The organism is Microbacterium sediminicola, assembly GCF_039531125.1.
In the GTDB taxonomy this organism is placed as follows: Bacteria; Actinomycetota; Actinomycetes; order Actinomycetales; family Microbacteriaceae; genus Microbacterium; species Microbacterium sediminicola.
This window is the reverse complement of the sequence record NZ_BAAAPL010000001.1, coordinates 364,056-389,527: the sequence shown is the minus strand read 5'-3', so window position 1 is coordinate 389,527 and position 25,472 is coordinate 364,056. Positions and strand designations below refer to the sequence as shown.

Annotated in this window: 23 protein-coding genes; 10 read left to right on the top strand and 13 right to left on the bottom strand. The window is 68.5% G+C overall.

Translation table 11 applies throughout. The features are described from left to right. Positions 1-59 precede the first annotated feature (59 nt). The 5 genes from ABD206_RS01650 to ABD206_RS01630 are packed head-to-tail and all read left to right on the top strand — an operon-like array spanning position 60 to position 5,065. Positions 60-1,565 carry an ABC transporter substrate-binding protein gene (locus ABD206_RS01650; RefSeq protein ID WP_344068330.1) on the top strand — a complete coding sequence of 502 codons (1,506 nt, stop codon included), beginning with the start codon at positions 60-62 and terminating at the stop codon, positions 1,563-1,565. A 59-nt stretch (positions 1,566-1,624) separates the two neighbouring features. Next, complete coding sequence (locus ABD206_RS01645; RefSeq protein WP_344068328.1) at positions 1,625-2,575, top strand: ABC transporter permease; 951 nt, start codon at positions 1,625-1,627, stop codon at positions 2,573-2,575. Continuing rightward, complete coding sequence (locus ABD206_RS01640; protein ID WP_344068325.1) at positions 2,572-3,480, top strand: ABC transporter permease; 909 nt, start codon at positions 2,572-2,574, stop codon at positions 3,478-3,480. The genes ABD206_RS01645 and ABD206_RS01640 overlap by 4 nt, the downstream gene beginning before the upstream one ends. After that, entirely contained in the window at positions 3,477-4,265 is a 789-nt protein-coding gene (locus ABD206_RS01635) for an ABC transporter ATP-binding protein (RefSeq protein ID WP_344068322.1), read from the top strand. The genes ABD206_RS01640 and ABD206_RS01635 overlap by 4 nt, the downstream gene beginning before the upstream one ends. After that, positions 4,262-5,065 (top strand): ABC transporter ATP-binding protein, encoded by an 804-nt coding sequence (locus ABD206_RS01630; protein WP_344068319.1) that lies wholly within the window; start codon positions 4,262-4,264, stop codon positions 5,063-5,065. The genes ABD206_RS01635 and ABD206_RS01630 overlap by 4 nt, the downstream gene beginning before the upstream one ends. A 16-nt stretch (positions 5,066-5,081) precedes the next feature. Here ABD206_RS01630 and ABD206_RS01625 read toward each other — a convergent pair whose 3' ends face one another. The 3 genes from ABD206_RS01625 to ABD206_RS01615 are packed head-to-tail and all read right to left on the bottom strand — an operon-like array spanning position 5,082 to position 6,919. Next, complete coding sequence (locus ABD206_RS01625; protein WP_344068316.1) at positions 5,082-5,693, bottom strand: GNAT family N-acetyltransferase; 612 nt, start codon at positions 5,691-5,693, stop codon at positions 5,082-5,084. A gap of 9 nt (positions 5,694-5,702) precedes the next feature. Beyond that, positions 5,703-6,401, bottom strand: coding sequence for a uracil-DNA glycosylase (locus ABD206_RS01620; RefSeq protein WP_344068314.1), 699 nt, complete (start codon positions 6,399-6,401; stop codon positions 5,703-5,705). 17 nt (positions 6,402-6,418) lie between these two features. After that, the gene (locus ABD206_RS01615) at positions 6,419-6,919 is read right to left on the bottom strand and encodes a phosphoribosyltransferase (protein ID WP_344068311.1); all 501 of its coding nucleotides are present in this window, start codon (positions 6,917-6,919) and stop codon (positions 6,419-6,421) included. Between the two features lie 64 nt (positions 6,920-6,983). On the opposite strand from ABD206_RS01615, the gene ABD206_RS01610 reads away from it, so the two are divergent. Beyond that, positions 6,984-8,522 (top strand): MFS transporter, encoded by a 1,539-nt coding sequence (locus ABD206_RS01610; protein ID WP_344068308.1) that lies wholly within the window; start codon positions 6,984-6,986, stop codon positions 8,520-8,522. A 12-nt stretch (positions 8,523-8,534) separates the two neighbouring features. Here the strand turns inward: ABD206_RS01610 and ABD206_RS01605 are convergent, their stop codons facing one another. Beyond that, the gene (locus ABD206_RS01605) at positions 8,535-9,308 is read right to left on the bottom strand and encodes an SDR family oxidoreductase (protein ID WP_344068305.1); all 774 of its coding nucleotides are present in this window, start codon (positions 9,306-9,308) and stop codon (positions 8,535-8,537) included. Between the two features lie 125 nt (positions 9,309-9,433). Between ABD206_RS01605 and ABD206_RS01600 the strand changes: the two genes are divergently transcribed. Together ABD206_RS01600 and metX are read left to right on the top strand one after the other, a co-directional pair. After that, complete coding sequence (locus ABD206_RS01600) at positions 9,434-10,756, top strand: bifunctional o-acetylhomoserine/o-acetylserine sulfhydrylase (protein ID WP_344068302.1); 1,323 nt, start codon at positions 9,434-9,436, stop codon at positions 10,754-10,756. A 142-nt stretch (positions 10,757-10,898) separates the two neighbouring features. After that, entirely contained in the window at positions 10,899-12,104 is a 1,206-nt protein-coding gene (gene metX, locus ABD206_RS01595) for a homoserine O-acetyltransferase MetX (protein ID WP_344068299.1), read from the top strand. Here the strand turns inward: metX and ABD206_RS01590 are convergent. The 7 genes from ABD206_RS01590 to guaB1 all read right to left on the bottom strand — a co-directional run bounded on the left by ABD206_RS01590 (position 12,081) and on the right by guaB1 (position 19,791). Then, the gene (locus ABD206_RS01590; RefSeq protein ID WP_344068296.1) at positions 12,081-13,322 is read right to left on the bottom strand and encodes an MFS transporter; all 1,242 of its coding nucleotides are present in this window, start codon (positions 13,320-13,322) and stop codon (positions 12,081-12,083) included. The two genes, metX and ABD206_RS01590, sit on opposite strands and share 24 nt — an antisense overlap. A gap of 54 nt (positions 13,323-13,376) precedes the next feature. Further along, a complete protein-coding gene (locus ABD206_RS01585) occupies positions 13,377-13,688 on the bottom strand; it encodes a thiamine-binding protein (RefSeq protein WP_344068293.1) in 312 nt (103 codons plus the stop codon). Beyond that, entirely contained in the window at positions 13,685-14,950 is a 1,266-nt protein-coding gene (locus tag ABD206_RS01580) for a glycosyltransferase 87 family protein (protein ID WP_344068290.1), read from the bottom strand. The genes ABD206_RS01585 and ABD206_RS01580 overlap by 4 nt, the downstream gene beginning before the upstream one ends. Before the next feature lie 23 nt (positions 14,951-14,973). Further along, positions 14,974-15,801, bottom strand: a complete 828-nt coding sequence (locus ABD206_RS01575) for an ADP-dependent NAD(P)H-hydrate dehydratase (protein ID WP_344068288.1) — start codon at positions 15,799-15,801, stop codon at positions 14,974-14,976. 41 nt (positions 15,802-15,842) lie between these two features. Continuing rightward, positions 15,843-16,910 (bottom strand): hemolysin family protein, encoded by a 1,068-nt coding sequence (locus tag ABD206_RS01570; RefSeq protein WP_344068286.1) that lies wholly within the window; start codon positions 16,908-16,910, stop codon positions 15,843-15,845. Then, complete coding sequence (locus ABD206_RS01565; protein ID WP_344068284.1) at positions 16,907-18,232, bottom strand: hemolysin family protein; 1,326 nt, start codon at positions 18,230-18,232, stop codon at positions 16,907-16,909. Before ABD206_RS01565 ends, ABD206_RS01570 begins: the two co-directional genes overlap by 4 nt. 104 nt (positions 18,233-18,336) lie before the next feature. Then, positions 18,337-19,791, bottom strand: coding sequence for a GMP reductase (gene guaB1 / locus ABD206_RS01560; protein WP_344068281.1), 1,455 nt, complete (start codon positions 19,789-19,791; stop codon positions 18,337-18,339). Between the two features lie 172 nt (positions 19,792-19,963). Between guaB1 and ABD206_RS01555 the strand changes: the two genes are divergently transcribed. Both ABD206_RS01555 and ABD206_RS01550 read left to right on the top strand, forming a co-directional pair. After that, complete coding sequence (locus tag ABD206_RS01555) at positions 19,964-23,650, top strand: multifunctional oxoglutarate decarboxylase/oxoglutarate dehydrogenase thiamine pyrophosphate-binding subunit/dihydrolipoyllysine-residue succinyltransferase subunit (protein ID WP_344068278.1); 3,687 nt, start codon at positions 19,964-19,966, stop codon at positions 23,648-23,650. 61 nt (positions 23,651-23,711) lie between these two features. Then, the gene (locus tag ABD206_RS01550; protein WP_344068274.1) at positions 23,712-24,614 is read left to right on the top strand and encodes a diacylglycerol kinase; all 903 of its coding nucleotides are present in this window, start codon (positions 23,712-23,714) and stop codon (positions 24,612-24,614) included. Positions 24,615-24,620: 6 nt separating this feature from the next. On the opposite strand, the gene ABD206_RS01545 is transcribed toward ABD206_RS01550, so the two are convergent. Next, complete coding sequence (locus ABD206_RS01545; protein ID WP_344068271.1) at positions 24,621-24,872, bottom strand: zf-HC2 domain-containing protein; 252 nt, start codon at positions 24,870-24,872, stop codon at positions 24,621-24,623. Beyond that, entirely contained in the window at positions 24,869-25,465 is a 597-nt protein-coding gene (locus ABD206_RS01540) for a sigma-70 family RNA polymerase sigma factor (RefSeq protein ID WP_344068268.1), read from the bottom strand. Before ABD206_RS01540 ends, ABD206_RS01545 begins: the two co-directional genes overlap by 4 nt. Positions 25,466-25,472: the final 7 nt, after the last annotated feature.

Sequence of the window (25,472 nt, the reverse complement as noted above, 5' to 3'; positions counted from 1 at the left end):
CTTAGCTACCGCAGATCCTCCGCGCCCGAAAACGCGGCTCCCTCCGGGAAAGGACCCCTATGTTCCGCCCCACAGCTTGGACAGCATCGGCGATCCTCGCCGCATCCGTCCTCGTCCTGTCCGCTTGCTCCGACACGTCAGCGCAGACGACCGTCACAGGTGACCCCGATCCGGATGCCAGCGTCGCGATCCGACTCGTCCTGGAGCCGACGAACCTGGACATCCGACAGACTGCGGGCGCTGCACTCGACCAGGTCCTGATCGACAACGTGTACCAGGGGTTGGTGTCCCGCACCCCCGAGCAGGACATCGTCCCTTCCCTGGCCACCGACTACGACGTCTCGGCGGATGGGCTTACCTACACCTTCGACATCCGCGAAGGTGTCACCTTCCACGACGGCCAGGAACTGACCGCGGACGACGTCGTGTGGTCTCTGACGGCACACCGTGACACCCCGGAGTGGGTGGATGCCGCTCGACTGGCCAACGTCGCCTCGATCACCGCAGACGGCCAGACAGTCACGCTCACCCTCAGCGAGCCGGACTCCAGCCTGCTGTGGAATCTCTCGGGACGCGCAGGCCTGATCTTCAAACAGGATGATGCGGTCGACTACGCCACCGCAGAGAACGGCACCGGTCCCTTCACGGTGGGCAGCTGGATCCAGGGCGACAGCATCTCGCTCGAGCGCTACCCCGACTACTGGGGAACGCCTGCGGGCGTCGCCGAGGTCATCGTCGACTTCATCCCCGACAACCAGGCGGCGCTCAACGCGGCACTTGCCGGTGAGGTGGACGTGCTGACCGGCTTCGATGCGTCGCTCGGCGACGCCATCGAGGCGGACGGAGACTTCGCCCTCGTGACCGGGCAGTCCACCGACAAGGGCACCCTCGCGATGAACAGCAACGCCGACTACCTCGACGACCAGCGGGTGCGTCAGGCGATCCGCCAGGCCATCGATCACCAGGCTTTCGTCGATGCCCTCGGCGCCGGCGAGACGCTCTACGGCCCCATCCCGGCGCTCGATCCGGGGTACGAGGACCTTTCGGATGTCGCGCCGTATGACCCCGATGCCGCGCGCGCATTGCTGTCGGAAGCCGGAGCCGAGGACATCGAGCTGACGCTCACGATCCCGAGCTTCTACCCCACGACGATCGCGCAGATCCTCGTGTCCGACCTCAACGAGGTCGGCATCACCCTCGTGGTCGACAGTGTCGACTTCCCGACCTGGATCAACGACGTCTACGTCAACCAGGACTACGAGCTGAGCTTCGTGCTGCACACCGAGGCGCGCGACTTCGAGAACTGGGCGAACCCCGACTACTACTTCACCTACGACAATCCTGAGGTCCAGGCCCTCTACGCACAGTCGCTGGCCGCGACCAGCGAGACAGAGGCCGCCGACCTGCTGGCCGAGGCCGCTCGCATCGTCTCCGAGGATGCCGCGGCCGACTGGCTCTACAACGGCGCGTCGGTGCTGGCGGTCGGAACGGGGGTCTCGGGGATGCCGGTGACGAATGTCAACTCCCGGATGAACCTCGCAGACCTCACCAAGACCGCGGACTGACGAGCGGTCGTGGCGAGCGCGGGCGCGCCGCGGGCGGCGGCGGGATCGAGCAGCGACGGATGATCCGATCGGTGCTCGTCCGGCTGGCACTGCTGGTCGTCGGGTTGCTCGTGTCGAGCGTCATCATCTTCCTCGCCCTCCGCGTCCTTCCCGGCGATGTGGCCCAGCTCATCGCCGGGACACAGAGCACGCCCGCCCAGATCGCGGCTATCCGCGAGCAACTCGGGCTGAATGAGCCGCTCCCGCTGCAGTACCTCGACTGGATGGCCGGCGTGCTCACCGGCGACCTCGGCTCGTCCCTGCTCACCGGCACACCCGTCATCGAGGAGATCGTGCAGAAGGCGCAGGTGACGCTCCCGCTCGGCGTCCTCGCGCTCACCATCGCGCTGCTGATCAGCATCCCACTGGGAGTCGCGGCGGCCGTCCTGCACGCCCGTCGCCGCGGGATCGCCCTGAATGTCGGCGCCCAGGCGATTGCCGCGGTGCCGGTCGTCTGGGCGGGGATGATGCTCGTGGTGGTCTTCGCGGTCTGGCTCGGATGGCTTCCTGCTCAGGGCTTTCCCCGCGACGGTTGGAGCGATCCGTGGGCGGCGTTGCGCGCGCTCATCCTGCCCGCCGTCACGATCGGGATCGTCGAGGGCGCCATGCTGATGCGCTTCGTGCGCAGCGCGACTCTGCAGGCCATCGGACAGGACTACGTGCGCACCGCCGCGGCAAAGGGTCTGACGCGCACGCACGCACTCGTGCGCCACGGCCTTCCCAACGTCGGGTTGTCGATCATCACGGTGCTCGGGCTCCAGGTGGCGGGCATCATCGTGGGAGCGGTCATCATCGAGGAGCTCTTCGCCCTGCCCGGCATCGGTCGGATGCTCGTCGACGACGTCGGCGCCCGCGACCTCCCCATGGTCCAGGGCGAACTCTTGGTGCTCACCGGGTTCGTGCTGGTGATCGGGTTCCTCGTCGACCTCGCGCATCAGGCGCTGGATCCCCGACAGCGGGAGGCGGCATGACCTCGCGGACGCGCACGCGCCGTCTCCTCTCAGGGCTGCGACGCCTGTGGGGTGGCGCGGCGGGACGCATCGGACTGGTCGTCGCCGCCGCCGTCGTCCTCACCGCCGGCGTGGCGCTGGTGTGGACGCCGTTCGATCCCGCCCAGGTCGAACTCGACCAGCGCTGGCTCGCGCCGGGATGGCCGCACATCCTCGGCACAGACGGCACCGGCCGCGACCTGCTGAGTCTGATCATGGCGGGGGCCATCACCACGGTGAAGGTCGCGGCCGGCTCTGCGGCGATCGCCGCGGTCGTGGGCATCGCACTCGCGGCGCTCGGGGCCCTGACCGCCCGCTGGATGCGCGAATCGATCGCGGTCGTGATCGACATCCTCATCGCCTTTCCCGTGCTGCTGATCGCGATGATGATCGCCGCCGTGTGGGGCGGGTCGCTCGGCGTCGTGATCTGGTCGGTCGGTATCGGCTTCGGCGTCAACATCGCGCGCGTGACCAGACCCGAGCTGCGCCGCGTGCTGCACAGCGACTTCGTGCTCGCGGGCACGGCGGCCGGCCTCACCGCCTGGCAGAACCTGTGGCGGCACCTGCTGCCCAATGTGGCCTCCGTGTTCATCGTTCAACTGTCGTGGGCGATGGCGGTGGCGGTTCTCGCCGAAGCGGGACTGTCCTACCTCGGCCTCGGCGCCCCCGTCACGGAGCCGTCGTGGGGCGTGCTCCTGCGCGATCTGCAGCAGTACCTGACGGTCCACCCGCTCGCCGTGCTCTGGCCGGGCCTGGCCATCACGGTGACGGTCCTGGGGCTGAACCTGCTCGGCGACGGCGTGCGAGAGGCGAGCGACCCCACACTGGCTCCGCGCGACGGCAGCGCACGGCGTGCCCGTACGCACATCCCGGAGGTCGTGTCGTGAGCCTGGAGGTCACGGACCTGGCCGTCGAGATCGGCGATCGCAGACTGCTCGAGGGGATCTCGTTCCACGTCCCGGACGGGGCGCGAGTGGGTCTGATCGGCGAGTCCGGGTCGGGCAAGTCTCTCACCGCCCTGGCGATACTCGGACTCCTGCCGGAGGGGGCGCGCGTGCGCGGCAGCATCCGCTGGGACGGCCGCGAGCTCGTCGGTGCGTCGGATCGCGAGCTCGCGCGGCTGCGCGGGGACGAGATCGGCATGGTCTTCCAGGATCCGCAGACCGCGCTCAATCCGATCCGCACCGTTGGTCGCCAGATCTCCGAATCGGTGCGCATCCACGAAGGGCTGTCGGGTCGCGCGCTGCGCTCCCGTGCGGTGGAGGAGGCCGCGCGCGTCGCGCTGCCGGATCCTGAGCGCATCGTGCGCCGCTACCCACACCAGCTGTCGGGCGGGCAGCGGCAGCGCGCGGCGATCGCGATGGCGCTGGCCTGCAACCCCCGGCTTCTGGTCGCCGACGAGCCCACCACGGCGCTGGACGTCACCATCCAGGCCGAGATCCTCCGGCTCCTGGGCGCGCTGACCCGCGATCAGGCGATGGGCCTGCTGTTCATCACCCACGACCTCGCCGTGCTGTCCCAGGTCGCGACCCACGCCGTTGTCCTGGCAGAGGGTCGTATCGTCGAACAGGCACCCGTGGCGGAGCTGCTGACGGCGCCCGCATCCGCGGTCGCCCGGGGCCTGCTGCGGGACGCCACGGCCACACTGTGGCGAGGCGGTGACGAGGCATGACCGAGCCGATCCTCCGAGCGCGCGGGCTGACGCGACACTTCCGCGAGCCCCGCGCGCGACTGTTCGAGTCCGCGCGTGAGAGCGTCGCGCTGCAGGACGTCGACCTCGAGGTATCGCAGGGCGGAAGCCTCGGGATCATCGGGGAGTCAGGGTCAGGAAAGACGACCCTCGTCCGGCTGCTGTTGGGATTGGATCGCCCGACCACGGGCAGTGTCGAGATCGGTGGTCGGCTCGTCGACCCACGGGCACGGGCCCGCGACCTGCGGTGGCTGCGAGCGCAGACCGGAATCGTCTTCCAGGATCCCTACTCGTCGCTGGATCCGCGCATGAGCGTCGGCCGCATCGTCGGCGAGCCGCTGTGGGCGCTCGGCATCGACGGTGACAGACGGGCCCGCGTGCACGAGGTCCTCACCCGCGTGGGCCTCGAGGCGGCATCCGCCGACCGCTACCCGCACGAGTTCTCGGGGGGGCAGCGTCAGCGCATAGCCCTGGCACGGGCGATCGTGCACCGCCCCCGCCTTCTGATCGGGGACGAGCCGCTGTCCGCGCTCGATGTCACCGTCCGCGCGCAGATCCTGGAGCTGTTCCGAGGGCTGCGGGACGAGGGCACGTCGATCATCATGGTCTCCCACGACATCGGGGTCGTGCAGCACCTTTGCGACCGTGTCGCTGTCATGAGCGAGGGTCGCGTCGTCGAACAGGGGCCGACCGCGCGGGTACTGACCCACCCTCGCCACGAGTACACGCGACGCCTGCTCGCGGCGATTCCGAAAATCTCACCGGATCACGTGTCGGGGTGACAATCCGCCCGCGGACTCAGCCGCGCCGGAACAGCCCCTTCTTCTTCGGCGTGCTGAGGGACTTCTGCAGGTAGATGGTTCCGAGCCACCGACCGAACTTGAAGCCGACGCGTCCCATCCGCCCCACCTCGACGAAGCCGAGCTTGCGGTGCAGGGCGACCGAGGCATCCGCGCCCCTGTCGCTGATCACCGCGACCATCTCGCGGATCCCCTTCTGCTCGCACGCCTCGATGAGAGCTTCCAGCAGCGCGCGCCCAAGGCCCTTGCCGGCGGCAGCCTGACCGAGATAGATGGAGTCCTCGACCGTATAGCGGTAGGCGGTCTTACCCGCCCAGGGCGCAACGAGCGCGTAGCCGAGGATCTGCCCCGTCGGGGACTGCGCCACCAGGAAGGGCAGATCGAGCTTGCGCAGATGCGCGAACTTCTCGCGCCACTTCCGGTGCGACCAGACCTTCTCGTCGAAGGTGACGACCGAGTTGGTCACGTAGTAGTTGTAGATCTCCCGGATGTCGGGGAGGTCCTTCTCCCGTGCGGGACGGATCTCGTAGGCGAAGTCCGGTTCAGCCGCGGGCACCCTCCGCAGGTGGAACGGAAGGACGCGCTTGCGCTCGTACTCCTCTTCCAGCATGCGCCCAGCCTACGCGTCGACCTCGACGCGCCAATCGATCGGTGCGCCACCCTGCTGTTCGAGCAGCGCGTTCGCGCGGGAGAAGGGACGTGACCCGAAGAAGCCCCGACTGGCGGACAGCGGTGACGGATGCGGGGACTCGATGGCGGGCGTGTCCCCCAGCAGCGGTCGCAGCGTCGCCGCATCCCGTCCCCACAGGATCGCGACCAGCGGCAGGTCCCGGGAGGCGAGCTCCCGGATGGCGTGCTCGGTGACAGCCTCCCACCCCCAGCCGCGATGCGACGCCGGCGCGCCCGGAGCGACCGTGAGCACACGGTTCAGCAGCAGCACGCCCTGATCGCTCCACCGCGATAGATCGCCGTGCGCTGCGGGCGGGATGCCGAGATCTGCCTCCAGCTCGCGGTAGATGTTCGAGAGGCTGCGCGGCAGCGGTCGCACATGCGCGTCCACCGCGAAAGACAGGCCGATCGGGTGCCCCGGCGTGGGGTACGGATCCTGCCCGACGATCAGCACCCTGACATCCGAGAACGGTCTGGCGAACGCGCGGAGCACCCGGTCACCTGCCGGGAGATAGCTCCGCCCGGCAGCCGTCTCGGCGCGAAGGCGGTCGCCGAGCTCCGCGATGCGCGGCGCCACCGGCGCCAGCCGCTGCGCCCACTCCGAATCGATGAGGCCGCTCGCGGCGAGTTCGGGAAGGGTCGAGGCCATCACCAGCTCCGCGGCGTTCAGGCGCTCGCAGGCGCCCCGGCGTCCTCTTCGATGACCGATCCCTGCCACGACCACGGGAAATCGATCCACAGGTCGGTGTTCTTCCAGCTGTAGTCGGGCTGGATGATCGTCGTCGGCTTCGTGTAGATGACCGCCGAGCGGACCTCCGCACCCTGATCTGCCAGCAGACGCACCGCCAGATCGAGCGTGCGGCCGCTGTCGGCGACGTCGTCGACCAGTAGCACGCGCCTGCCCTCGAGGTACGTCATGTCGAGCTCAGGAGGCAGCAGCTCGGGAGCCGGGAGCACCGTGCCGATGCCGGTGTAGAACTCCACGTTGATGGCGCCGCAGTTCTTCATCCCCAACCCGTAGGCGATCGCTCCCCCCGGCAGCAGCCCCCCGCGCGCGATCGCGACGACGACCTCGGGCATGAATCCGTCGGCGACGATCACACGGGAAAGCTCCCGCATCGCGTCTCCGAATCCCTGCCAGGTGAGGTGTTCCCGTTCGTGCTCCACGTGCTGCTCCTGTCGTCGTGTCCGCGAATCAGACTAGGCGACGGCGCAGTGCTAATGTCGCGGCATGTCTGCGCCTTCCCCGAGCGAACCGCCAGCATCTCTCCCCTCCGCGACGCCGCTCGACCGGCTCCGCGGCACGGGACTGGGCATCACGGCGGGCCTGATCGGCTGGTTCGTGCTCGTCGAGTTCGTCAGCGGGATCCTGCAGGGCTACTACGTGCCGCTCTTCAGCGACATCGTCATCGCGCTGGACATCCACGACTCGGATGTCAACTGGTTCGAGGCGGCGCAGTTGCTCCTGTCGGCGATCGTCGTGCCGATCCTCGCCAAGCTCGGCGACATGTACGGTCACAAGAAGATCCTGCTCATCTCGTCGCTGCTCACGGCGGGAGCGACCTGGTGGCTGGTGTTCGCGAACGATTTCTGGACGTTCCTCATCGCCTGGGCGCTGCAGGGCTTCTACGTCGTGTGGCTGCCTCTCGAGGTCGCCCTGATCTTCGAGCGTGGGCGGCGCCAGAACCGCGGCATCTCGGCGACGCGCCGCGCCGCGGGTCTGCTGGTGGTGGGACTCGAGGCCGGCGCGATCGCGGGCGCGCTCGCAGCCGGCCAGATCTTCAAGGCGACCGGCGACCTGACCGTGACCATGATGATCCCCGCGATCGCCGTCACCCTCGTGGCGATCGTCATCTGGCTCGGTGTCCCCGAGTCCGAGCCGGTTCCGGGAAGGGCGCTGGACACCTGGGGCTTCGTCCTGTTGACCTGGGGTCTGATCCTCGTCACCGGGGCCCTCGTCTACATGCGCCTCATCTCCCAGCTGGACCTCGGCCCCGCCGCCTGGTGGTGGGTTGCCGGCCTGTTCGCCGCCGGTATCGCGGTGTTCGTGTGGTTCGTGCGGTACGAGCTCGGCCACAAGGACCCCGCCATCGACATCCGCGTGTTGCGCCGTCCCGAGATGTGGCCGGTGCAGATCACCGCCTTCCTCGTCGGCATCTCGCTCCTGGGGGCGCAGGGGCCGCTGTCGACCTACGCGGGGACCGACTCGTCTCTCGGCTACGGGCTGGGACTGGGCGCATCCGAACGCTCTTACGTGATCGGGGTGTACCTGATCTCCCTCATCATCGGAGCCGTGATCTTCGCCATCCTCTCGCGCCGCGCGAACCCTCGGCTGATCCTCATCGGCGCCTCGGTGCTGGTCGGCGTGGGGTACACGCTGTTCCTGCCGTTCCACACTGAGCTGTGGCAGGTGCTGCTGAACCTGATGATCGCGGGCCTCGGCTCGGGTGCACTGGTGGGGGCGCTGCCGGCGGCGGCCGCCGCCGCAGCGCCACGGGGACAGACCGGTATCGCTTCGGCCCTGACCAACACCACCAAGACGATCGGTGGCGCGTTCGCCTCCGCCGTCTTCGGCGTCCTGCTCGCGGTCGGGGCGGGCACGCTCGCGAGCGAGACCGCCGCGTCCCTCGGCGGCTACCTGGCCGTGTGGGCGATCTGCGCCGGCGGCGGATTCCTGGCGGCCGTGCTGCTGCTGTTCGTGCCGAAAGTCGCCTTCGCCGACACCGATGACACCGCCGTCGTCCTCAGCGAGCCGCGCGCGGCCGGCTGAGGCGCGCCGAGGTCAGTCCGCGCGCACCCGGAGAGGGCCGCGGGCGACGACGTGCTGCGCAGCCTGAGCGACGGGACGAACCGTCACGAGGTCGAGGTTGACGTGGCCGGGTGCCATCAGTGCGTACCGGATGACATCCGCGACGTCGGCAGCGGTGAGGGGGTTCTGGACGCCCTCGTACACCGCGTCGGCGCCGGACTGGTCACCACGCAGCCGATTGAGGCTGAATTCTTCGGTGTGCACCATCCCGGGGGCGATCTCGATCACCCGCAGCGGCTCTCCCGCCAACTCCAGCCGCAGGGCGCTCACGAGCATCGACTCCGCCGCCTTGGCGGCGTTGTATCCCCCGCCGCCGGCGTAGGCGACCTGTGCGGCGGTGGAGGTCACGAACAGCAGGTCGGCATTGCCCGATTCCGAGGCGTCGCGTAGCAGCGGCAGCATGCCTGCCGTCAGTCGCTGGGCCGAGAGCACGTTCGCCTCGTACATCCAGCGCCAGTCGTCGAGGGAGCCGTCTTCGACACGGTCGACGCCCATCGCACCGCCGGCAACATGGGCCAGCGCGTGCACCGGGCCGGAATCCTTCAGGAACGCCAGCAGCGCCGCGACGTCGGCATCGCTGGTGAGGTCGGCGGCGAAGGCGACGGCGCCCGTCTCCTCCTCCAGCGCGGCGAGGCGCTCAGCGCGACGCGCGACGGCGACGACCTCCCACCCCGCGTGACGCATGGCGCGCGCTGTCGCCGCACCGATACCCGAACTTGCTCCTGTCACGACAACACGTCTGCTCACCCCACCACGCTAGTGCGATCGTGTTACGTCACATTTCCGTTTCCTTGTTGACAGCCGCCACGCTCTCTACCCTCTTTCTAGGCCGGTCAGCCGCCGACCGTCCCCGACAGATTTCAGGAGTTCCCATGTCCGCAGTCGAGAACTGGAAGTTCGAAACCAAGCAGATCCACTCCGGCGCCGCGCCCGACCCGGTCACCAAGTCCCGCGCGACCCCGATCTACCAGACGACCTCGTACGTGTTCGACAACGCCGATCACGCCGCGAACCTGTTCGCGCTGGCCGAGTTCGGCAACATCTACACCCGCATCCAGAACCCCACCCAGGATGTCGTGGAGCAGCGCGTCGCGGCGCTGGAGGGCGGCACCGGGGCGCTCCTGGTGTCCAGCGGGCAGGCCGCCGAGACGTTCGCCGTGCTCAACATCGCCGAAGCCGGGGATCACATCGTTTCTTCGAGCTCGATCTACGGCGGCACCTACAACCTCTTCAAGTACACGCTGGCAAAGCTCGGTATCGAGACGACGTTCGTCGAGAACCAGGACGACGCCGAGGAGTGGCGGCGCGCAGTCCGCCCGAACACCAAGCTGTTCTTCGCCGAAACCATCGGAAACCCGAAGATCAACATCCTCGACATCGCGTCGGTCTCCGCCGTGGCCCACGAGGCGGGCGTCCCGCTGATCGTCGACAACACGATCGCCACCCCGTATCTCATCCGCCCCCTCGAGCACGGCGCCGACATCGTCATCCACTCGGCCACGAAGTTCCTGGGCGGACACGGCACCACGATCGGCGGCATCATCGTCGACGGCGGGAAGTTCGCATGGTCGCAGAACGTCGACAAGTTCCCCGGACTGACCGAGCCCGATCCCTCGTACCACGGCGCCTCGTACACGACGGCGGTCGGCGACGGGCTCGCGTACATCATCAAGGCCCGCGTGCAGCTGCTGCGCGACCTCGGATCGGCGATCTCGCCGATCAACGCGTGGCTTCTGATCCAGGGCATCGAGACCCTGTCGCTGCGGGTGGAGCGTCACGTGCAGAACGCGCAGGAGATCGCGGAGTGGCTCGAGAACCACGACGACGTCGCCTCCGTGAACTACTCGGGTCTGCCCACCTCCCCCTGGTACGCGACGGCCAACACCTACGCTCCCAAGGGCGTCGGTGCGGTGCTCTCATTCGAGCTCAAGGGCGGCGTGGATGCGGGACGCGCGTTCGTCGACTCGCTCGAGCTGTTCAGCCACCTCGCCAACATCGGCGACGTGCGCTCGCTCGTGATCCACCCGGCCTCGACGACCCACTCCCAGCTCACCCCTGAGCAGCAGCTGACCACCGGCGTCACCCCGGGCCTCGTACGCCTCTCGGTCGGCCTGGAGAACATCGAGGACCTGAAGGCAGACCTCGCGCAGGCTCTCGCCGCCTCCCGCAACGTCGGAGCGGCCGCGACCGCCTGATCACCGCACTCCCACGCGAGGGGTCGCAACACGCCGCTGAGGCCATCGGGCCAGCGGCGTGTCGCGACCCCTCGTCGTTGACGCACGGCCCGAAATGTCACATTGCGGCATCCGGGGCCCGCGACCCGGGAGAATGGTCGACATGGACTGGCAGACCTCGGAAGACACGGTGCCCTCTGCGCCCGTGACCGAGGCTGACGCGCGACTACTCCTGGGGCGTCCCCCCGCGACCGGAGCCTGGCGCGACGGCGACCCGGTCGGCGAGCGGCACTTCGCTGCGTTCGGCGCCTTCCGCACCGAGGGCGGGCGCGAACTCCCTTCGTATCGGCTCGCCTACGAGTCGTGGGGTGAGCTCTCGCCGGGCCGCGACAACGCCGTCCTGTTGCTACACGCCCTGACCGGCGACTCGCACGTGCGCGGGCCTGCAGGCCCCGGACACGCGACCGACGGCTGGTGGGGTGACATCGTCGGCCCGGGAGCGGCCATCGACACCGACCGCTGGTTCGTCGTCGCCCCCAACATGCTCGGCGGCTGCCAGGGGTCGTCGGGGCCGGCCAGTATCGCCCCCGACGGCTACGAGTGGGCCGCCCGTTTCCCGTACCTGACGATCCGCGATCAGGTCGCGGCCCAGCGACAGCTCGCCGACGCCTTGGGCGTCGATGTCTGGGCCGCCGTGATCGGCGGATCGATGGGTGGGATGCACGCCATGGAATGGGCCATCGAGATGCCCGATCGCGTGCAGCGCCTCGGCGTCCTCTCCGCTCCGCCCACCAACACCGCCGATCAGATCGCCCTGAACTCGGTGCAGTTGGATGCCATCCGCATGGACCCGCGCTTCCAGGGCGGCGAGTACTACGACGCCGGAGACGGCGACGGACCGCACCGGGGACTCGCCCTGGCGCGGCGGATGGCCCTGCTGAACTACCGCTCCCCCACCGAGCTCAACCAGCGATTCCAGCGCTCCTGGCAGTCCGGAGTGAGCCCGCTCGGTCATGGCGGCAGGTTCGCCGTGGAGTCCTATCTGGACTTCCACGGCAACCGGTTCACGCGCCGCTTCGACGCGAACAGCTACATCGTCCTGGTCGACGCGATGAACTCACACGACATCGGGCGCGGGCGTGGCGGCGTCGAGGAGGCACTGTCGCGGGTGACAGCGACCTCCCTGGTCGTCGGCATCGACAGCGACCGGCTCTTCCCCATCGACGGCCAGCACCGGATCGCACGCGCACTTCCCACGAGCCTCGACGCGGATCGCGCCGCTGTGATCACCAGCGACTTCGGTCACGACGGTTTCCTTATCGAGACCGCCGAGGTCAGCCGTCACCTACGCCGACTGCTTGAGTCCTGAGGCATCGGGCGTGCGCGTTGCGGCACGTTCGATCCCATAGCTGACTGCGGCGATCCCGAAACCGGCCAGCGCCAGCACGACTCCCACCCAGGCGGGGGCGACGAAACCCAGGCCTGCGGCGATGACGGCGCCACCGAGAGCCGCGCCGAGGCTGTTGCCGATGTTGAGCGCCGAGTGGTTCAGTGCCGCAGCGATCGACTGATTGTCGCCGGCGACCTCCATCAGGCGGGTCTGGATGGCGGGGCTGAGCATCGACGAGACGAAGCCGACGCCGAAGACGAAGACCGCGAGCAGCACGATGCCGGTCATGGTCAGTGCGAGCAGGGACAGGACCGCGGCCAGAGCGATGAACCCGCCCAGGATCGTGCGGCGCAGATCGATGTCGGCCAGCGCCCCGCCGACGAGGTTTCCCACCGTCATCCCGAGCCCCATCCCCACCAGCACGAGCGGCACGCTCCATGCCGGAGAACCGGCCACCTCGGTGATCATGGGCGCAACGTAGCTGTAGACGGCGAACATCCCGCCGAAGCCGATGGCCCCCGAGCCGAGGGCCAGCCACACCTGACCGACTGTGAACACCGACAGCTCGGCGAGGAACGTGCGCCCCTTGTCACCGTCGTGGGCGGGCACGAAGACCGCGATCGTGATCGCCGCCAGCGCGAAGATGCCGGCGACGACGGCGAAAGCGGCGCGCCAACCCACCTGCTGGCCGAGGAAGGTTCCCAGAGGCACGCCGACCACGTTCGCGATCGTGAGGCCGGTGAGCACGAAGGCGACACCCTTGGCACGCTTTCCCGGCCCCATCACATCCGCCGCGACGAGCGCACCGATGCCGAAGTACGCGCCATGCGGAAGCCCCGACAGGAACCGCGAGACCGCGACCAGCTCGAACGTGGGAGCGAACACGGTGAGGGCGTTGAAGACCGTGAGCGCGAGGGCCAGTGCCAGCATCACCCGGTGGCGGGGGTAGCGGGCCACCGCGCCGGCGATGGTCGGGGCGCCGATCACGACCCCGAGCGCGTAGAGGCTGATGAGGATGCCCGCCTGGGCGATCGCGGCGTCAGGGTCGCTGGCCCACAGCGTGGGTTCCAGGTCTCGGGCGACATCCGGGAGGAGCCCCATGATGACGAACTCGGTCATGCCGATGCCGAAGCTGCCGATGGCGAGGGAGAGGAGCGCCCACTTCGCCGCACCCCTCGTCGAAGACGAGGAAGTCACCTCGCAAGTCTAGGGGCGCGCGGAGCGGTCGGGCGTCGCCGAGGCTCGCGGAGGTCAGTCAGCGAGTTCGTGGATCGCCTTCTCCAGGCGCTCGATCTTGCCTTCCATCTCGCCGGAACGCCCCGGGCGGATGTCGGCTTTCAGGACGAGCGATACGCGTGATCCAAACGGCTCGACCGCCGCGGTCGCGGCCTTCACAACAGCGAAGACCTCGTCCCACTCCCCCTCGATCTCGGTGAACATCGAACTGGTGCGGTGCGGGAGACCAGACTCGCGGACCACCGTGACGGCGGCGGCGACCGCATCGTGCACGGAGCCGTCCTCGCGGCCGGTTCCGCTGGGGGCGACGGAGAAGGCGACGATCATCGTGTGATCCTCTCGGTGTCGGGCGCGAGGGCGCGGTCAAGGGTCGAGGCGGCGAGCGCGACGCGCACGAGGCGCACCAGCGCCCAGACGAGCAGGGCGAGAAGGAGCACGTTGCGTGCGGTCAGAACCGCGACCACACCCCAGGGAGGGTGCGCGGTCATCAGGAAGTTGTAGAAGATCGGATACACGATCTGGGTGAGCACGGCGACGATCATGGCGAGGGCTGCGGGCGCCATCCAGCGGTGTCGATCGATCACCAGTCCGAATACCAGCGGAGCGATCATCCAGGTCATGTACTGCGGCGAGCCGACCTTGTTGACCACGATCAGCACCATCACCAGGGCGAAGGCGAAGGCCGGGAAGAGCGACACAAAGTGTGCGCCACGCCGGAGCGCCCACACGGCGAGAAGCGTCACGGCGATGGCGACGATCGCCAGCAGTGGCGTCATGACGGCGATCACCCCGTCGACCCCGGGACCGGTGGCTTCGAAGGTGAGCATCGACGACGAGTAATAGACCTGCGCATCTGCGATCCCCCACGAGGACAACCACAGGTAGACGGCCGACACCGGAGCCTCGATCTGCAGACCGCGCTCGGCCTGGTCCGACACGAACCCGAACAGGTACGGGGCGCCCCCCAGCACCACGACAACGAGGATCGTCCCCACGCTCACCAGCGCCGCGCCGCCGATGACGGCACGGCGACGGCGCACAGCGACGAGGGCTGCCGCCAGGAGCGCCGCCGGCCACACCTTGATCCAGGTCGCGACCGCGAGCAGGGCTGATCCCCACCGGGGCCTGCCGATCAGCCAGAGGACGCCGAGGATCGCCACCGGCACGGTGATCCCCTCGAGGCGATAGATCCCGACCGGCCCCAGCGCCACCATGAACGCGAGCCAGAACACCCCTGCCGTGACCCTGCCGCGCGAACGGGCATCCCCGATCAGTACCGCGAAGGCCACGGCATCCACGATCCCGACCAGGATCGCCCACGCAGGCGTATACGAGACGAGACCCTCGAAGGCCCACGCCGCGATCATCGGCACGAGCGCGAGGATCGGATACACCCACGACTCTGTGATGCCCACGACCTGCCACCCCGACGCATCGCAGTACTCGAGCATGCCCAGCGCGCAGCCCGACCACGGTTCGTAGACGAGATAGACATCCCCCATCGGAGCATGCGGCAGCTGATAGCCCATCACGGCCACGAAAGCATGGACGAACACGAAAGCCACCCACAGCCATCCGCGACGCCTCACGGGGCCATCCTACGAGGGCAACCTCAGCGGACTGCGCGCAGCGCCTCGGCCACAGCCTGCGGCACGTGCGCAGCGACATCCAGCGCGACGATCGGGCCGCCGCCGACCGCCTCGCTCGCGAGCCCCGCGGCTCGGCTGTGCAGCCAGACCCCGGCGGCAGCGCACGCGGCCAGGGGTGCGGCACGGTCGGCGGCACGCGCGCCCGCCACGACGGCCCCCACGATGCCGGCGAGGACATCCCCCGTGCCGGCGGTGGCCAGCCATGAGGTCGCCACCGGCATGCGCAGAATCGCGCTGCCGGGAGCGGCGATGACGGTCGCGGCACCCTTGAGCACCACGACGGCACCCAGCCGTTGGGCCGTGTCGTTCGCCGCCGCGAGCGGATCCTCTCCACCCGGCGGCTGGTCGAGCATCCGGCGCAGCCGCTCGTGTTCGCTCGCGTGTGGTGTGACGATCATCGGCGCATGCGCCTCGCTCGCCAGGTCGAGCGCTCCGGCATCCACCACCACCGGTTCCGACCCGGCGAGCACCTCTCGCAGAGCCCGCGTCTCGGACGCGGTGCGGGTGGCTGGGTCCGTGCCCGAACCGATGACCCACGACTGCACCCGTCCGGGCGCGATGACTGTCTCAGGACGCCGCTGCAGCACCAGCCGCGCCGCGCGGGAGGCGCCGAGATAGCGGACCATGCCGATCCCTGTCCGCCAGGCCGCCTCCACGCCCAACACCGCCGCCCCGGGGTAGGTGCGCGATCCCGTGCGCATGCCGACGACGCCGCGGGTGTACTTGTCGTCCGTCGGCCCCGGCGCCCGCAACACCGCGCCGGTCGCTCGCGCGTCCCATCCACCGGTCATACCGTCACGCTACTCGCGGTCAGCAGCGATCCGCCGTCCGGTCAGCGGGAGCGGGCCCACCCGCGCCGCGTGGCGTCCTGGACCTCGCCGACGAGCTCCTCGATGACGTCCTCGAGAAACAGCACACCCACCGGAGCGCCCGCGTCGTCGGAGACGAGCGCAAGATGACGGCCTCGCTCGCGCATCATCGCCAGTGCGTCCTCGAGCTCGGTCTCGGCCGTCAACGGCACCATCTGGTGGATGCGGGCCCCGTCGATCGGACGCACCACCTCGGTGGCTGCATCCTCGCCCTCCGCAGCGCGCAGGATGTCCTTGAGATGCACGTACCCGACGGGAGCGCCGGTGTCATCCACGATGACGTAGCGGGAGAACCCGTTCTTCGCGACGGCCCGCTCGATCTGCTTCGCGGTCGTGGTCTGTGGCAGCGTGATGATCTGTTCGAGCGGGACGGCGATGTTCCCGGCGGTCTTTTCGGTGAACTCCACCACCGCGGTGACGGTACCCGCCGCGTCCTCGAGCACGCCCTCCATCCGCGACTGCGCGACGATGGTGGCCACCTCTTCGAGGGTGAAGGTGGAGGCCGCCTCATCCTTGGGCTGCACCCGGAACAGTCTCACGATGTGGTTGGCGATCCAGTTCAGGACCACGATCACGGGGTGGAACAGCTTCGAGAACCAGACCAGGGGCGTCGCGAGCATGAGCACCGCGCGGTCGGGAACGGAGAACGCGAGGTTCTTGGGGATCATCTCACCGATCACGACGTGCAGGTAGGAGACCAGCACGAGCGCGACGACGAAGGCGATACCGTCGACGACCGCCTCGCTCCAACCGGTGAGTCCCAGCGGCTCTGCCAAGAGATGGTGGATCGCCGGCTCGGAGACGTTCAGGATCAACAGCGAGCAGATCGTGATGCCCAGCTGCGATGTCGCGAGCATGAGAGTGGCATGTTCCATGGCGTAGAGCGCGGTCTTCGCCGCACGCGACCCACGCTCAGCCAAGGGCTCGATCTGCGAGCGGCGCGCCGAGATGACCGCGAATTCCGCCCCGACGAAGAAGGCATTGGCCAACAGCAATACGACCAGCCATGCCAGTCCCGCCCAATCGTTCACGACCGGGCCTCGCTCTCATCGGCGCTGCTGGGCAGCGGCGTCGGTGTGAAGCGCACGCGATCGACACGGCGACCGTCCATCCGAACGACCTCGAGGGTGCCCTCCTCGGTCGGAACGACGTCGCCCACGACCGGAATGCGCTCGAGTTCGCTCATCACGAATCCGCCGACAGTGTCATAGACATCGCCCTCCGGGATGCGCACGCCGGTGCGGTCCAGGGCCTCGTCGGGTCGCAGATCGCCCGGGAACTCGACATGACCCTCGGCGCGCACCACGTCGAGGCGGCGACGGTCGTGCTCGTCGAGCACCTCTCCGACGATCTCCTCGACGAGGTCCTCGAGCGTGACCACGCCGGCCGTTCCGCCGTACTCGTCGACGACGATGGCCATCTGATAGCCGCGACTGCGAAGCTCCGCCAGCAGCGCATCCAGATGGACCGCCTCGGGCACCCGGATCGGCTCGGTCGCGATCGCTGAGACGGGAACCTCGGCGCGCTTGCCGCGCGGAACGCCCACGGCGGCTTTGAGGTGCGCGATGCCGACAACGTCGTCCATCGACTCCCCTGTGACAGGAAAGCGGCTGTGTCCGGTGCGGCGCGCCAGCTGGATGAGATCCTCCACGGGATCCTCCGCCGCAAGCGCATGGATGCTGGGACGCGGGGTCATGACGTCGGCCGCGGTGTGCCGCGCGAAGGTGAGAGAACGGTCCAGCAGCGACGCGGTGTCCTGCTCGAGCACGCCGGCGCTGGCGGAGCGTCGCACGAGGCTGGACAGCTCCTCAGCCGACCTCGCACCCGAAAGCTCCTCCTTGGGCTCGACACCCATTGCCCGGAGCACACTGTTGGCGCTGCCGTTGAGGACGACCACGGCCGGACGGAACACCGTTGTGAAGGCCATCTGGAAGGGCATGACCAGCTTCGCCGTCTGGCGAGGAACGGCGAGCGCGAAGTTCTTCGGTACCAGTTCACCGAGCACCATCGAGACCACCGTCGCGATACCGACGCCGATCACCGCCGCCGTGGGGGTGGTGACCGAGTCCGGCCATCCCCACTGCGCAAAGACCGGGCGCAGCAGATTCGAGATCGCCGGTTCCATCGTGTACCCGGTGAGGAGAGTCGTCAGGGTGATGCCCAGCTGCGCGCTGGAGAGGTGCGTCGAGGTGATCCGCAGAGCGCTGATCGTCAATGACAGACGCGACTCCCCCGCCGCGCGACGCGACTCGAGGTCTGCGCGATCGAGGTTCACGAGCGCGAACTCGCTCGCGACGAACAGGCCGGTTCCGACGGTGAGCACAAGCCCCACGCCCAGCATGACGAGTTCCATCACACATCACCCCCGGTCAGGGGTGCGGGTCGGTGGGGCGATCGTCGGCAACTCGGAGGGTCGTCCATCGTGCGCCCAGTCTAGCCGCCCGCGGGCGGCACGGCTCACCAGCTGACCGGGAGCGCCTTGCCTTCCTCGTACCCGGCCGCCGACTGCAGACCAACCAGGGCACGTTCGTGGAATCGGGGCACCGAATCGGCGCCGGCGTAGGTGAACGAGGACCGCACTCCCGAGGTGATCATGTCCAGCAGGTCCTCCACTCCCGGACGCTGTGGATCGAGGTAGATCTTCGAGGACGAGATGCCTTCGGCGAACAGCTCCTTGCGGGCCCTCTCGTACGCGTCGAGTCGACCGAAGCGGGCCTGCACTGCTTTCGTTGAGGCCATTCCCCAGGATTCCTTGAAGATCCGTCCGTGCTCGTCACGCTGCAGCTCCCCCGGCGCCTCGATCGTCCCAGCGAACCAGGACCCGATCATCACCGAGGCAGCCCCTGCGGCAAGCGCCAGCGCCACGTCGCGGGGGTAGCGCACACCGCCGTCCGCCCAGACGTGGGCTCCGGCGGCACGAGCCGCTTCGGCGGTCTCGAGCACCGCGGAGAACTGGGGACGGCCGACAGCGGTCATCATGCGCGTCGTGCACATCGCGCCCGGTCCCACGCCGACCTTGAGGATGTCCGCACCGGCGTCGACCAGATCGGCGACGCCGGCAGCGGTGACGATGTTGCCCGCGACGATCGGGATGCCGGCCACGGCACCCGACACCTCCCGCAGTGCACGGAGCATTCCTCCCTGATGGCCGTGGGCGGTGTCCACGACGAGGACGTCCACACCGGCCGCGGCCAGCGCGCGCGCCTTGGCCGCGACATCACCGTTGATACCGATCGCAGCGGCGACGATCAGACGGCCCTGCGCGTCGACCGCGGGACGGTAGAGATTGGAGCGCAGGGCACTGCGTCGCGACAGGGTTCCCACGAGCTCGCCGTGGCGCACGACGCACACCATCTCGGCCTCGGCCGCCTCGAGCAGGTCGAACGCCGCCCGCGGCGAGCTGATGTCCTCGGCCTCGATGGCGGCGGGGCGCCCGCGGGTCAGATCTCCGAGTCGCGCATCCGGCAGCGCCGTTCCCAGGCGCACCGCTGAGACGATCCCGTGCACACCCTCGATCGAGGTCCCGTGCTCGGCATCGGCGACCACGACCCCGTGCCCCTCGGTCGGAGGCAGCAGGCGCAGGGCGTCGGCGACTGTCGCATCCGGGGACAGGAGCACCGGTGTGTCCCAGTCGACGGGCTGGGCCTTCACCCATCGGATCGCGCTGTCGAGCTGCTGCAGCGGGAGGTCCTGCGGCAGTACGCCGACTCCACCGCGACGCGACAAGGTGGCGGCCAGTCGGGGCCCCGTGACCGAATTCATGTTGGAGGCCACCAGCGGAATCGTCGCCGTCGTGCCATCCCTCGGTGACAGATCGACATCCAGGCGGCTGCTCACCTCGGAGTGACGAGGGACGAGGAAGACGTCGGAATAGGTGAGGTCGTAACTCGGCGAGGGCCCGTAGAACTCCATGTGCGCCAAGCGTACCCGCCGAACCCGCACGGTAATCGTGACGGATTCGAGTCGATCGGGGCCGGTGCGCGGCGTCGGCTCCCTCGATCACGGACTATCCTGGATAGTCGAGTGCCGCGGCCGCAAAGACGAAGGACCGCGACGAAACCGTGACGAAAGCGGGCGATCGAGCGTGTCGAGTCAGACAACCGGCGTCGGAACAGCGAGCGAAGGCGTGTTCGGCGCCAATGAGTGGCTCGTTGAAGAGATGTACGAGCAGTTCCGAGTCGACCGGAACTCCGTCGACAAGGCCTGGTGGCCGGTGCTCGAGGCCTACCAGCCCGCGGACGCCGCGACCCCCGCACCTGCGGCACCGCCGGCCCCCTCTCCCGCGACGGATGCGCACCCCGTGACGGCACCGGTCCCCGTGATCGGTGCCCAGCCGGTCGCGAAGACGACTGCTCGCCCGGCCGCATCGCAGCCGATCCCCGCGCAGGCCCCGGCGACCCCGCGCGTCGCCGCCTCCGAGCAGACCGAGGAAGACGTCGTCACGGTGCTCAAGGGCATGCCCAAGGCCCTCGCGGCCAACATGGACGAGTCGCTCACGGTACCCACCGCGACAAGCGTGCGCACGATTCCGGCGAAGCTCCTGATCGACAATCGCATCGTCATCAACAACCACATGTCGCGTACCCGCGGCGGCAAGGTGAGTTTCACGCACCTGATCGGGTGGGCGATCATCCGCACGCTGGGCGAGTTCCCGAGCCAGAATGTCTTCTATTCGGAGGTCGACGGCAAGCCCTCGGTGGTCGCTCCCGCGCACGTCAACTTCGGCATCGCGATCGACATCCCCAAGCCGGACGGCACCCGTGCACTGTTGGTGCCCTCCATCAAGAAGGCCGACACCCTGACCTTCGGCGAGTACCTCGCGGCCTACGAGGACCTCGTCTCGCGCGCCCGCAAGAACAAGCTGACGGCCGCGGACTTCCAGGGCACGACGGTGTCACTGACCAACCCCGGTGGCATCGGAACCGTCCACTCTGTTCCCCGCCTCATGAAGGGGCAGGGTTGCATCATCGGTGCGGGCGCCCTCGAATACCCCGCCGAGTTCCAGGGCGCGAGCGACAAGACGCTCAACGAACTGGCGATCGGCAAGACGATCACCCTCACCAGCACGTACGATCACCGCGTCATCCAGGGCGCAGGATCCGGCGAGTTCCTCAAGAAGGTGCACGAGCTGCTCATCGGCCAGCGGGACTTCTACGAGGACATCTTCGCCGAGCTGCGCATCCCCTATGCGCCCATCCACTGGGCCAGCGACATCAACGTCGACGTTGCCGAGCGCATCGACAAGACCGCTCGCGTGCACGAGCTGATCAACAGCTTCCGGGTGCGCGGCCACCTGATGGCCGACATCGACCCCCTGGAGTACAGCCAGCGCACCCACGCCGACCTCGAGATCGAGTCGCACGGTCTGACGTTCTGGGACTTGGACCGCGAATTCGTCACGGGCGGATTCGGCGGCAAGCGCACCATGAAGCTGCGAGAGATCCTCGGCGTCCTGCGCGACTCGTACTGCCGCACGATCGGCATCGAGTACATGCACATCCAGGACCCCGAACAGCGTCGCTGGTTCCAGCAGAACGTCGAGGTGAAGTACCAGAAGCCCAGCCACGACGAGCAGCTGCGCATCCTCAGCAAGCTCAACGAGGCCGAGGCCTTCGAGACGTTCCTGCAGACCAAGTACGTCGGCCAGAAGCGCTTCAGCCTCGAGGGCGGCGAGTCTCTGATCCCGCTGCTGGATGAGGTTCTGCAGGGGGCAGCGGAATCGGGCATGGACGGCGCGGCGATCGGTATGGCTCACCGCGGACGCCTGAACGTACTCACCAACGTGGCCGGAAAGACCTATGGACAGGTCTTCCAGGAGTTCGAGGGCCGCATCGCGATCGGCTCGAAGAAGGGCTCGGGTGACGTCAAGTACCACCTGGGCACAGAAGGCACCTTCGTCGCCGACGGCGGTGAGCAGCTGCCGGTGTACCTGGCCGCGAACCCGTCGCACCTCGAGACGGTCGACGGCGTCCTGGAGGGCATCACGCGCGCCAAGCAGGACCGCAAGCCCATCGGAACGTACTCGTGGCTCCCCGTGCTCGTGCACGGCGACGCCGCCTTTGCGGGTCAGGGCGTCGTGGTCGAGACCCTGCAGATGTCCCAGCTGCGCGCCTACCGCACCGGCGGCACCGTGCACATCGTGGTCAACAACCAGGTGGGCTTCACGACGCTCCCCCAGGACGGCCGCTCATCGATCTACGCGACCGACGTCGCAAAGACCATCCAGGCGCCGATCCTGCACGTGAACGGCGACGATCCCGAAGCCGTGGTGCGCGTCGCCCAAGTCGCCTTCGCCTACCGCGAGCGCTTCCATCGGGACGTCGTGATCGACCTGGTCTGCTACCGCCGCCGCGGTCACAACGAGGGCGACGACCCATCGATGACCCAGCCGCTGATGACCAATCTCATCGAGGCCAAGCGGTCGGTGCGCCGCCTGTACACCGAGGCTCTCGTCGGTCGTGGTGACATCACCGAGGAGCAGTACGAGCAGGCGAAGAAGGACTTCCAGGGACGTCTTGAGCTCGCCTTCGCCGAGACGCACGCGGCAGAGACCGGCGCCTCAGAGGTCGTCCCCGCTCCCGCGACCGGTCCCATCGAGACTCTCGGCGCGCCCGCGACCACCGGCGTTTCGCGTGACGTCGTCCACCTCATCGGCGACGCTTTCGTGAACAAGCCCGAGGGCTTCACCGTCCACAACAAGCTGCAGCAGCTGCTCGACAAGCGCCACGACATGAGCCGTAACGGCAACGTCGATTGGGCCTTCGGCGAGTTGCTGGCCTTCGGAACCCTTCTGGTCGAGGGCACCAACGTGCGCATGGTCGGACAGGACTCGCGTCGCGGCACGTTCGTGCAGCGTCATGCGGTGTTCCACGACCGCGCGAACGGACAGGAATGGCTGCCGCTGGTCAACCTCTCCGCCTCGCAGGGCCGGTTCTGGATCTACGACTCGCTGCTGAGCGAGTACGCCGCGATGGGCTTCGAATACGGTTACTCCGTCGAGCGTCCGGACGCTCTCGTGCTGTGGGAAGCACAGTTCGGCGACTTCGCGAACGGGGCCCAGTCGGTGATCGACGAGTTCATCTCCTCCGCCGACCAGAAGTGGGGCCAGCAGTCGAGCGTCGTCCTGCTGCTCCCCCACGGCTACGAAGGACAGGGGCCGGACCACTCGTCGGCGCGCATCGAGCGCTACCTGCAGATGTACGCGCAGGAGAACATGACCGTCGCACGGCCGTCCACCCCGGCCTCCTACTTCCACCTGCTGCGTCGCCAGGCCTACGCCCGCCCGCGCCGCCCGCTCATCGTCTTCACGCCGAAGGCGATGCTGCGGCTGCGCGGAGCGACCAGTCCCGTCGAGGACTTCCTGTCCGGAAAGTTCGAGCCGGTGCTCGATGACGACCGGACACTCGACAAGAACGCCGTCACCCGGGTACTCCTCCACTCCGGCAAGATCCACTGGGATCTGAAGGCCGAGCTCGACAAGAACCCGAACCCGCAGGTCGCCCTCGTCCGCCTCGAACAGTACGCGCCGGCGCCGATCGATGAGCTGAACGCCGTCATCGACAGCTACCCGAACGCCGAGCTCTTCTGGGTGCAGGACGAGCCCGAGAACCAGGGCGCCTGGCCGTTCATCGCGCTCGAGGTCGTGAAGCACCTGCATGGCCGCACGATCCGGCGGATCTCGCGTCCGGCCGCCGCATCGACCGCGACCGGATCGCCGAAGGTCCACGCGGCAGAGCAGGCGGAGATCATGGCGAAGGCCCTGAAGTTCTAATCTCCCCGACGGGGATGCCCACGGCCCTGGCCGCGCTCGCAGCGACACGGTCGGGAGGCCCATGGACATCACGGTCCTGGTGAACCCGTCGGCTCGCGGCGGGACCGCCGGTGGGTTCGCCGACCGCGCGATCGCGCGGCTCGCCGAACGCGGCCTCGCACTGAGCGTCATCCATGAGACCGACGCCACCTCATCCAGATCCCGGCTCCGCACCGCGCTCGCGGGCGGCGTCGACGGGCTCGTCGTCGTCGGCGGTGACGGCACCGTCGCGCTTGCACTGCAGGAGCTCGCGGGCACCGACATCCCGCTCGGGATCATCCCGGCCGGCACCGGCAATGACATCGCCGCCGCGCTCGGCATCCCCGAGCAGGACCCCGAGCGGGCCGTGGATCTCGTCGTCGACGCGCGAACGCGGGCAGTGGACCTCGCCCGCATCACCCGCCCAGACGGCACGTCGACCGTCTTCTGCTCGGTGCTCGCGACGGGTTTCGATTCGCGTGTCAACGATCGCGCGAATCGCATGACATGGCCGCGCGGCGCCGCACGTTACCAGATCGCGATCCTGCAGGAGCTCGCGCGCCTACGCACCTCCCGCTACCGCGTGACCTGGCAGGATGCAGACGGCGAGGGACACGAGCGGGTTCAGGACCTTCTCATGGCGAGCGTCGCCAACGGCCCGACATACGGCGGCGGCATCCCGATCTGCCCTCCGGCCGACCCCGCGGACGGACTGCTCGATCTGTTCCTCGTGCGCAGCGTCGGACGCATGCGCTTCCTCCGGCTTCTTCCCCGCGTCAACCGTGGGACGCACCTCGGGCAACCCGAGATCGAACTCCATCGCGCACGGTCGGTGACGGTCGCGGCTGCGGACATTTCGGCGTACGCGGACGGCGAGCCCGTCGGCGCACTCCCGTTGACCGTCGACGTCCTCCCGCGAGCGCTGCGGGCTTTCGCACCGGTCTGACCCTGGCTACGCCAGGTCGTGCTGCGCTTGGACGGCCCGCAGCTTTGCGAGAACCTGGTCGCGCAGCTGCTCCGGAGCGGTCTCCTTGCACGCGCGCGCGACGGCATCCGTGAGCGTGGTCGCCACCAGCGCCTCTTCGCGGCAGGCAGGACAGTTCTCCAGGTGCTCGCGGATGTCGGCGTGCTGTGTCTTGCACACCTCGTCGCGCAGATACTCCTCGAGGTCGCGCGTGGCCTTCTCACAGCCGCAGTCGGTCATTTCGTGCTCCTTGCGCCGGCCGAGATCCCGCGCTCGGCCGCGTAATCTGCCAACAGCTCACGCAACAGACGCCTGCCTCGGTGGAGGCGGCTCATCACGGTGCCGATGGGTGTCTTCATGATCTCGGCGATCTCCTGGTACGCGAATCCCTCGACGTCGGCGAGGTACACCGCCAGTCGGAAGTCCTCGGGAATCGATTGCAGCGCGTCTTTGACGACCGATGCCGGCATGTGATCGATCGCCTCGGCTTCGGCCGATCGGGTGCTCGTGGCTGTCGTGGACTCCGCGCCACCGAGCTGCCAGTCCTCGAGGTCGTCGATCGCGCTCTGGTACGGCTCCCGCTGACGCTTGCGGTACGTGTTGATATAGGCGTTGGTCAGGATGCGGTAGAGCCACGCCTTGAGGTTCGTGCCCTGGGTGAACGTCGACCACGATGCGTAGGCCTTGACGAAGGTCTCCTGCACGAGATCGGCGGCATCCGACGGGTTGCGGGTCATGCGCATTGCGGCCGCATAGAGCTGGTCCATGAACGGCAGTGCCTGAGCTTCGAATTGCGCGCGAGGATCGACCGGCGCGGGCGACGGGTCTGTCATCGTGCGC

Coding starts and splice junctions, on each gene's coding strand:
- ABD206_RS01650 (WP_344068330.1), top strand. CDS start 60: ATGTTCCGCCCCACAGCTTGGACAGCATCGGCGATCCTCGCCGCATCC.
- ABD206_RS01645 (WP_344068328.1), top strand. CDS start 1,625: ATGATCCGATCGGTGCTCGTCCGGCTGGCACTGCTGGTCGTCGGGTTG.
- ABD206_RS01640 (WP_344068325.1), top strand. CDS start 2,572: ATGACCTCGCGGACGCGCACGCGCCGTCTCCTCTCAGGGCTGCGACGC.
- ABD206_RS01630 (WP_344068319.1), top strand. CDS start 4,262: ATGACCGAGCCGATCCTCCGAGCGCGCGGGCTGACGCGACACTTCCGC.
- ABD206_RS01625 (WP_344068316.1), bottom strand. CDS start 5,693: ATGCTGGAAGAGGAGTACGAGCGCAAGCGCGTCCTTCCGTTCCACCTG.
- ABD206_RS01620 (WP_344068314.1), bottom strand. CDS start 6,401: ATGGCCTCGACCCTTCCCGAACTCGCCGCGAGCGGCCTCATCGATTCG.
- ABD206_RS01610 (WP_344068308.1), top strand. CDS start 6,984: ATGTCTGCGCCTTCCCCGAGCGAACCGCCAGCATCTCTCCCCTCCGCG.
- ABD206_RS01600 (WP_344068302.1), top strand. CDS start 9,434: ATGTCCGCAGTCGAGAACTGGAAGTTCGAAACCAAGCAGATCCACTCC.
- metX (WP_344068299.1), top strand. CDS start 10,899: ATGGACTGGCAGACCTCGGAAGACACGGTGCCCTCTGCGCCCGTGACC.
- ABD206_RS01585 (WP_344068293.1), bottom strand. CDS start 13,688: ATGATCGTCGCCTTCTCCGTCGCCCCCAGCGGAACCGGCCGCGAGGAC.
- ABD206_RS01575 (WP_344068288.1), bottom strand. CDS start 15,801: ATGACCGGTGGATGGGACGCGCGAGCGACCGGCGCGGTGTTGCGGGCG.
- ABD206_RS01565 (WP_344068284.1), bottom strand. CDS start 18,232: ATGGAACTCGTCATGCTGGGCGTGGGGCTTGTGCTCACCGTCGGAACC.
- guaB1 (WP_344068281.1), bottom strand. CDS start 19,791: ATGGAGTTCTACGGGCCCTCGCCGAGTTACGACCTCACCTATTCCGAC.
- ABD206_RS01550 (WP_344068274.1), top strand. CDS start 23,712: ATGGACATCACGGTCCTGGTGAACCCGTCGGCTCGCGGCGGGACCGCC.
- ABD206_RS01545 (WP_344068271.1), bottom strand. CDS start 24,872: ATGACCGACTGCGGCTGTGAGAAGGCCACGCGCGACCTCGAGGAGTAT.
- ABD206_RS01540 (WP_344068268.1), bottom strand. CDS start 25,465: ATGACAGACCCGTCGCCCGCGCCGGTCGATCCTCGCGCGCAATTCGAA.